The following is a 7,084-nucleotide window of genomic DNA, read 5'->3' as shown; positions in this document are numbered from 1 at the left end:
GTTCTTTTCGTCAAAACTGATTGTTGACACAACAACCCAGGGCCTATACGTATGGAGCAAAGCAGAATACGGGAAAATAATGATCTCGTCTATCGCCCCCGTATTTCGCTGCGCTCATAGGGGGTACCTGACCATGATTAAACTGGTTTAGATGCTAGGTGAAAAATGTCGTCGTCAACCCCGGCTTATCTCTCAATTAAAAAGATTTTAGATTGAATTACTCCTCTTTTTAACGAAAGGGTGACAAACAGCTCTAATCTACATCGCGTTGGAGCCAGTGCTTCTGCGTAAATTGAAGAATTTGATGGTTTAGCCAAACGTTCTTTTTTGGAAAAATCTACTACACCTATACTTTTCTTCTGCACTTGAATAAGCGGTGGATGAGTTGAAGATCGATACTCGTTCTCGCCCTGCCCTACTATCTTATCTGGAGTGAAGAACAAGCTGCTTCTTTTAGCAATTTTTCAGAAGATGGGGACTTAGAAGCTTATTGAAAGAATGGCAATGTGGAAAATCTTACTAGTCTAAAATTTTATCCAAGATATCTGGACATACAAATTTTATTTGCTCAGCTAGTCTTTGATGTGGAGGCTGCACAAGAATAAACTAGTTCACCATGATTTAAAACTTTTAACGTTCTTGTTTACCTGGGGAGGGGGCACCTACATATTTCTGATATAGAAAATAAAAAATAACGTCGATTACTTAAATTAAAGAAAGCAAATTTTTTTGTGACAGGTTGGAAGAGCGTGCTGTTTTTTCAAAGGGTTAAAGAAAAGATTTTCACCTGCTATTGAGAACAATGACTATTATCGTGCCAACTTTCTTCCTGATGATCCTTTTATGATGCTACTTGCTAAAATACAATCGGTCGTGTTTAAACCAGGTGGTTTAGATGTTAAATTAACGAGAGGCGTTAAGACAGCAGAAAAGTATCGTCCCTATTTTTAACAATTATGTCGAGGTTTTGGTAAAGATAAATTTTGTGATCTAGAAAAATCTAAATGACGAATATTTTGAGTTTTCAACTTTCCTTCATCGAGAGTACGCTGATCAAATTTCACATTATAGAAGACTTAGAATCAGAAAATATTTTAATATTCATGTAGTTAAGATAATTATTCAGGTTTAATGCAAAAAAATGCAAAAAATCGATTATTTTTTAAGTAAGGAATCTGGCGGCATCAATTGTTATTATTTATCTCGATTAAAACGAACGCTTAGTTTGGATGTTACTTTTGATTAATCTCATTTCGAAATCCTCATTTCAACGGTCTGCATGAGATTAGGGCATTCCATTTTAACATTTTTGAATAAAACCGATAGTTCTTTAATTAATGTATTTGGAAACACGCTTATTAAAGAAAGGTGATCCTGTTGCCTTGGGGAAATTAGAAAAAATTTTAGATGCTTTACATGTGTATTTATGCCATCCCAGTCCAGTAAATAGAGACATAACTTCGGAAACTTATTCAGAATTAAAATCGATGCTGAAAATATAATGGACTTATCTCTAGTCAGAATCCCAGAACGGAAAATGGCTGAAAGGACTAGACGAACAGAATCTAAACCTTTCTGGAATGAAAGCAGCCTAGCTGCTGTTTTACAACAAACAGACTAGGCTGGGGGAATAATCAATAAGACATGTAACATGGATATTACAATGATTGCCTGCTGTAATGCTTACTCGATGAGTTGCTCGTAAAAATGGTTAGTAAACTGGTGCAAAGTAAGCATGCAAATATAATTACAACCGTGATTGTTTGGTTACACCTGATGTCTAGTTATGTGTATCGTAGTCTAACGTCCTGTAAAACTACGATCTTTTTCTGAGACTAAGGCGAGTTTCCATCTTATCTCAGGGGGGGGTAACAAGGGCAGGGGAATTGAAAAAATACCGGCGGTTCTGAGGCCATCCAGATAGCGTTCCCCTTTTTCAGGAATTTCAATCAGTTAATAATTAAAACTATTGTTTTTAATTAAATGAGGGGGAAAAAATCTTTACTTTTTGTGGGAAATGATTATGGCTCTTTTGGAACTCGGCTGGCTGGCTGGAATTGGATTAGGAGCTGAAAAATAGACACACCAAATCATTAATAGTCGCTTGGAGCATCAGGAAGATAAGAAATATCATACCGATAGTCAAAGCAATTAATTGAATACGTTCCGGGACGGGACGGCGGAAGAGGCCTTCAATTACTTGAAATAAAAGGTGCCCTCCATCTAAGCCAGGAATGGGCAGCAAATTAATAAACCCGATAGTTAGATTGATGAATCCAATAAACTCTAAATACGCTTTCAAGCCCGCTTGCGTCGCTTTACCCGCCGCTTGAAATACTGTAATTGGTCCCCTTAGTGTGTGAATGGAGACTTTGCCAATAACCATCTTGGCCATAACAATTAAATTGAAGGTGAAGAGACGCCAGCTTTGTTCCACAGCAGGTAGCCAGGCGCTCAATACCGTGTATTTCTCTTGATAAGTAAAGTGGGGCAGCCACTGCGGGAGACGCGACAGTATACCTAAATAACCCAAAGCTTTCCCGTCTTCTTTCATTCTAGCCACTTTTAATGGAATTCTACGAACTTCATGATCGCGCATAATTGTTAATTGAATTTCTTTATTGGGTTTATTGTGAACTATGTTGACGATTTGTAGCCAATCCTTAATTGGCTGCCCGTTGATAGCCACGATTCGATCGCCCAATTGTAATTTTGCTTTTTCAGCCGGGGAATCTTTAGCAATAGATACTACTACAGGAGGGACTTTTGGCTGATAAGGTGTTAGGCCCAAACTTTTGAAAACATCAGGACTACGACGGTCCAGCATCCATGTGGAAAGATCCATCTCGTGAGCTTCCAATCGATCAGAATACAGCGGCTTGACTTTCAATTCCATTTTAGAGTGGTCACCCATGCGTTTAATAGTGGCCATCAACGCTTGCTGCCAGTTCTTAACGGGTATTTTGTCTATTTGAATTAATTCGTCGCCTACTTTCACGCCGGCTTGTGCTGCAATCGAGTGAGGAATTACTCTGCCAATAACAGGCCGCGTATGAGTAACGCCCATCAAGTAAACGCCCCAAAAGGCGATAATTGCCAGTAAAAGATTAGTGAAAGGACCAGCAAAGACGACCATCATTCTCACTAGTAAGGGTTTTTGATTATAAGCCCGGCGAGCATCCTTGGAGGTGGTGGCTTCTTCACCTTCGCCAAGCATTTTGACATAACCGCCGAGTGGTAACATAGCGAGAACGTACTCTGACCCGCTTTTACTTTTCCATCGCCACAATGCCTTGCCAAAACCAATAGAAAAACGCAATATTTTAATACTACAGGCTCGGGCGACGACAAAATGCCCTAATTCATGCAAAATGATGATACCGAAAATGGCTATAATGGGGCCGATAATAGCAACAGCTAGGCTCATAGAGCACCTATTGTGCCCTCCTCGAGGTAAAGTGTCCAGCTTATGAGAAGAAATTGAGGTAATAGCATTATTAGCACGATGTTAGAAAAAGCGGAAGAATGGTTAGCTACTACTGAACCCCAGCAGAACACAGATTTGCTGAAGCGGGCTTCTGTGCTTGCCGAAAAATTAGCTTCAACTTATGAAACGCCTGCCCATAAAGTATGAAAAGGGTTTGACGATTGCCTCGTTGTTACAACCCTTGCGCTGTAGCAGCGAAACGTTAGCCGCCGCTTTATTGTATTCTACCATTACCCAGTCTGGCATTTCGCAGGAAGCGCTTAACGATCAAATCGGCAAATCAGTCGCCAAATTATTGATGGGTACAAAACGTATGGAAACAATCGATGATATGCTCATACGCACCAGTGGATTTTCTCAACAACAAAATTTTGTTGATAATTTGCGAAAAATGTTGTTGGTGATGGTAGACGATGCTCGCATTGTTTTAATTAAATTATCCGAACGGCTGACCACGCTGCGTTATTCGCTCTATCAGCCCATCTCAGAGCAAAAAGATATCGCGCAAAATAATGGACCTCTATATCCCTTTAGCAAACCGTTTGGGTGTGGGCTAGTTTAAATAGCAGATGGAAGATTGGGCTTTTCGTTATCTCAATCCAAATGAGTACAGCCTAATTTCTAAATCGTTAAACATGCGTCGAGTTGAGCGGGAAAAATATATCGAAAAATTGATTAAGTATTTAGAGGGCATATTCCGCGAAAGCGATATTGAAAAATATAATATTTCTGGGCGGGCGAAACATATTTACAGTATTTTTCGAAAAATTCAACGCAATCAAGTGGATTTTAGTGAAATCTACGATACCAGCGCCGTTCGCATTTTAGTTTCTAGCTTAGAGGATTGTTATACCGCGTTAAGTATTGTTCATACGCTCTGGGAACCTATCGTGAAAGAATTCGATGATTATATTACGAAACCTAAAGACAATGGGTACCGATCCATTCATACCGCTGTTATCGGTCCAGAGGGGCACAATGTTGAAATTCAAATTAGAACTTATGGGATGCACGAAGAAGCTGAATTAGGGGTCGCGGCCCACTGGAAATGAAGGTAAAAAGGTGACTTCGGATTATGAGGAAAAAATAAACTGGCTTCGCGAAGTGATGTATTGTCAAAAGGAGGTCAGTCCGGATGTCAAATGGCGTCAAATATTTGAAGATCATATTTACGTTTTTACACCCAACGGAGGTGTTATTGATCTTGAAGCTGAAGCGACGCCTCTTGATTTTGTGTATCGCATCCACACGGAAATAGGACACTGCTGCCGTGGTGCTCGAGTGAATGGCAAAATGCTCCCTTTGACGCGTACTTTAAAAACGGGGGATTGTGTCGAGATTTTAATGGCAAAAGAAAGCAATCCCAGTCGAGATTGGTTAACGTTAGGCTATTTAAAAACCCGTCAGGCGCAAAACAAAGTTCGCCATTGGTTTCATAAAAAAGACAGAGAAAAGCAAGTAGCAGTTGGAGAATCCATTTGGGGAAAAACCTATACCAAAGCGGGTTTATTAAAAAACGATCTTAATCAAATTTATTCAGGCCTTAATTTCAGTTCCGTAACAGATTTATTGGCGGCTATAGGTTCAGGCAATATTGGTATTCAAACCATTTTAATTGGTTACGTGCCATAAAAATTGGTGACAAAAAACACCTCTGGAACCTCCCGTTCGTGGAATAGCCTCGGTTTCCCCCAAAGCATGCGCCTTTGTTAGTAAGAAGGGGTAGGGAATTTACTTACCCAACTAGCTCGTTGTTGTCAGCTAATACCCGGTGATCCTATTATTGGTTATATAACCAAGGGTCGTGGCATCACCATTCACCATCAAGCGTGTATTAATATTCAACAAGCCATTAAATATCGGTCCCAGCGAGTGACGACCGTTCAATTGGGAGATTCTTTTCCTAAAAAATACCCAGTCGATATCGTTGCTCAGGATCGCTCTAGCGTTATTCGTGACATTAGTAATTGTATTTCTGATGAAAAAATCCATTTTGGGATTAAATAGCCGGGTGGATAAACTCGAAAACCGATATTACATTCATCTCACCATTGAAATTAAAAATTTAGAAGCCCTTGAGAAAATTATTAAACGTTTGCAACAGTTGCCCGATATTTTTTCTAAAAAGAAGACGTTAATGTTATTCAACAACTCGTCATCCCCGCAGGGACCTAAGTATATGACTTTATCTTTTTTCTTATCCCACGCTTCAAACAAAGGCAAAGCCTCTTCACGCAAGCACTGAACCATAACTAAATCACGTTGGGATAGAGGTTTGCACATTTGTTCGTAACAATAATCGTCCTTGAAACCGATATTCTCAGCGTCTTTTTTAGTTAAAGAAAAAATGTTTTATCGATCCGAGCCCAATAACAAGCTCCCAAACACATGGGACAAGGTTCACAATTAACGTATAAATAGTATCCCGTTAAATCAAACGTATTGAGTTTTTGAAAAGCTTCTCAGATAGTGACGATTTCGCTATGCGCGGTTGGATCGTTTGAAATGGTCAAATGAAAATCGTTAAGCAGGTGGAAGGAGTCAATGTGTGCTGGCATAATTAATTGCGTTTGGATATAGCGTAACTGTTCATCCGAAAGTGTGATTGCCCATGTTTTTTGATCATGATGGTCGATGACTAAGCTCCAATCGTATATCCCCATGATCGATGAAGGAAGCGTGATATCGTTTTTAGTTTGTGCCTTTAAGTAAAAAATGTCGCGTTGAATCGTAACCTAAATAATACCCGATAGCGCCGATTTTAAAAGGCAAATGCGTAAAATGCGAAAAACATTCAGCACCATCCTCAAAATAAGGCAGCTCGATAATCTTTGCTTTCATGGTGCTTAGTGATAACACCAAATTATAATATTTCACCGCCCCAACCTCTTCATATTTTCGAAAAGGCATAAACTTGCGCTCTTTTAATCTAGCAGCCTATGATGTATCCCATAACTCATTTTCCCGCGTGTGGAAGGGGCGTGAAGGGAGAAAATAATTTTGCGATAAATAGTAATTACGTTAAGCACTTTGTTATTAATGGGTTGTGTTGCAGGACCTGAACAATTGGGGTTGTCAAAGTAACAGTGGCAAGGAATAAGTGAAAAAGAACGCCAAAAAATGCGCATCTTCTATCAAGAAGTCCAAAAATCACTTGCTGCTCAAAAACTTATTTACAACGGACCCGACATCCAAGTGATTATCGAAGGCTGGATGGTGGTGATGCCGCCCTTTTTACAACCTTACGTTTTAGGTAGAGCAGTTTCAGATTCAGCCGGGAAGATGCCAACGTGTCCGGCTAACCAGTTGGGAACAAATCCATTCGGTTGATCTTTCTGTTTGTTATGATGGGCTGACTTTAAGTCTAGACCCTAGCTGCTACGACTCCATGAAAAGAAAAGGGACATTATTGCTAATGTATAACCCTCTTTGGAATAGAAGACTTTCCAGCTCAGGCTATGTTTGACTGAAAAATACAAAACATATTCAATTAAATCAAGTTAACGGTGGATTAAGGATACGATTATGTATAGATTTTCAACAAACAACCCAATGAAAAGTGCGCTCTTTAAAGGGGGCGTTATAATGCGCCAACAC

Annotated in this window: 2 protein-coding genes and 4 pseudogenes; 2 read left to right on the top strand and 4 right to left on the bottom strand. The window is 39.7% G+C overall.

Translation table 11 applies throughout. From position 1 onward, the window contains the following. Positions 1-185: 185 nt before the first annotated feature. Together FIV31_RS06865 and rseP are read right to left on the bottom strand one after the other, a co-directional pair. Positions 186-443 (bottom strand): hypothetical protein, encoded by a 258-nt coding sequence (locus tag FIV31_RS06865; RefSeq protein WP_280124257.1) that lies wholly within the window; start codon positions 441-443, stop codon positions 186-188. 1,619 nt (positions 444-2,062) lie between these two features. Then, positions 2,063-3,427: an RIP metalloprotease RseP gene (gene rseP / locus FIV31_RS06860; protein WP_280124256.1), complete on the bottom strand. Its 1,365-nt coding sequence runs from the start codon at positions 3,425-3,427 to the stop codon at positions 2,063-2,065. A 78-nt stretch (positions 3,428-3,505) separates the two neighbouring features. Between rseP and FIV31_RS06855 the strand changes: the two are divergent. Then, positions 3,506-5,625 (top strand): annotated as a pseudogene (locus tag FIV31_RS06855) (RelA/SpoT family protein). A 37-nt stretch (positions 5,626-5,662) separates the two neighbouring features. Here the strand turns inward: FIV31_RS06855 and FIV31_RS06850 are convergent. Beyond that, a pseudogene (locus FIV31_RS06850) lies at positions 5,663-6,000 on the bottom strand (nucleoside deaminase); the annotation flags it as partial. After that, positions 5,974-6,328: pseudogene (locus tag FIV31_RS06845) on the bottom strand (aminodeoxychorismate synthase component I); the annotation flags it as partial. The pseudogenes FIV31_RS06850 and FIV31_RS06845, both read right to left, overlap by 27 nt. 73 nt (positions 6,329-6,401) lie before the next feature. On the opposite strand from FIV31_RS06845, the pseudogene FIV31_RS06840 reads away from it, so the two are divergent. After that, positions 6,402-6,953, top strand: a pseudogene (locus FIV31_RS06840) (hypothetical protein). The last annotated feature ends 131 nt before the right edge of the window (positions 6,954-7,084 follow it).

It is taken from the genome of Coxiella endosymbiont of Ornithodoros amblus, assembly GCF_019425495.1.
GTDB lineage: Bacteria > Pseudomonadota > Gammaproteobacteria > Coxiellales > Coxiellaceae > Coxiella.
This window is presented reverse-complemented; position numbering and strand designations above follow the sequence as displayed.

Bases quoted from the DNA above. Each gene is read 5' to 3' on its own strand.
- rseP (WP_280124256.1), bottom strand. From the start codon at position 3,427: ATGAGCCTAGCTGTTGCTATTATCGGCCCCATTATAGCCATTTTCGGT.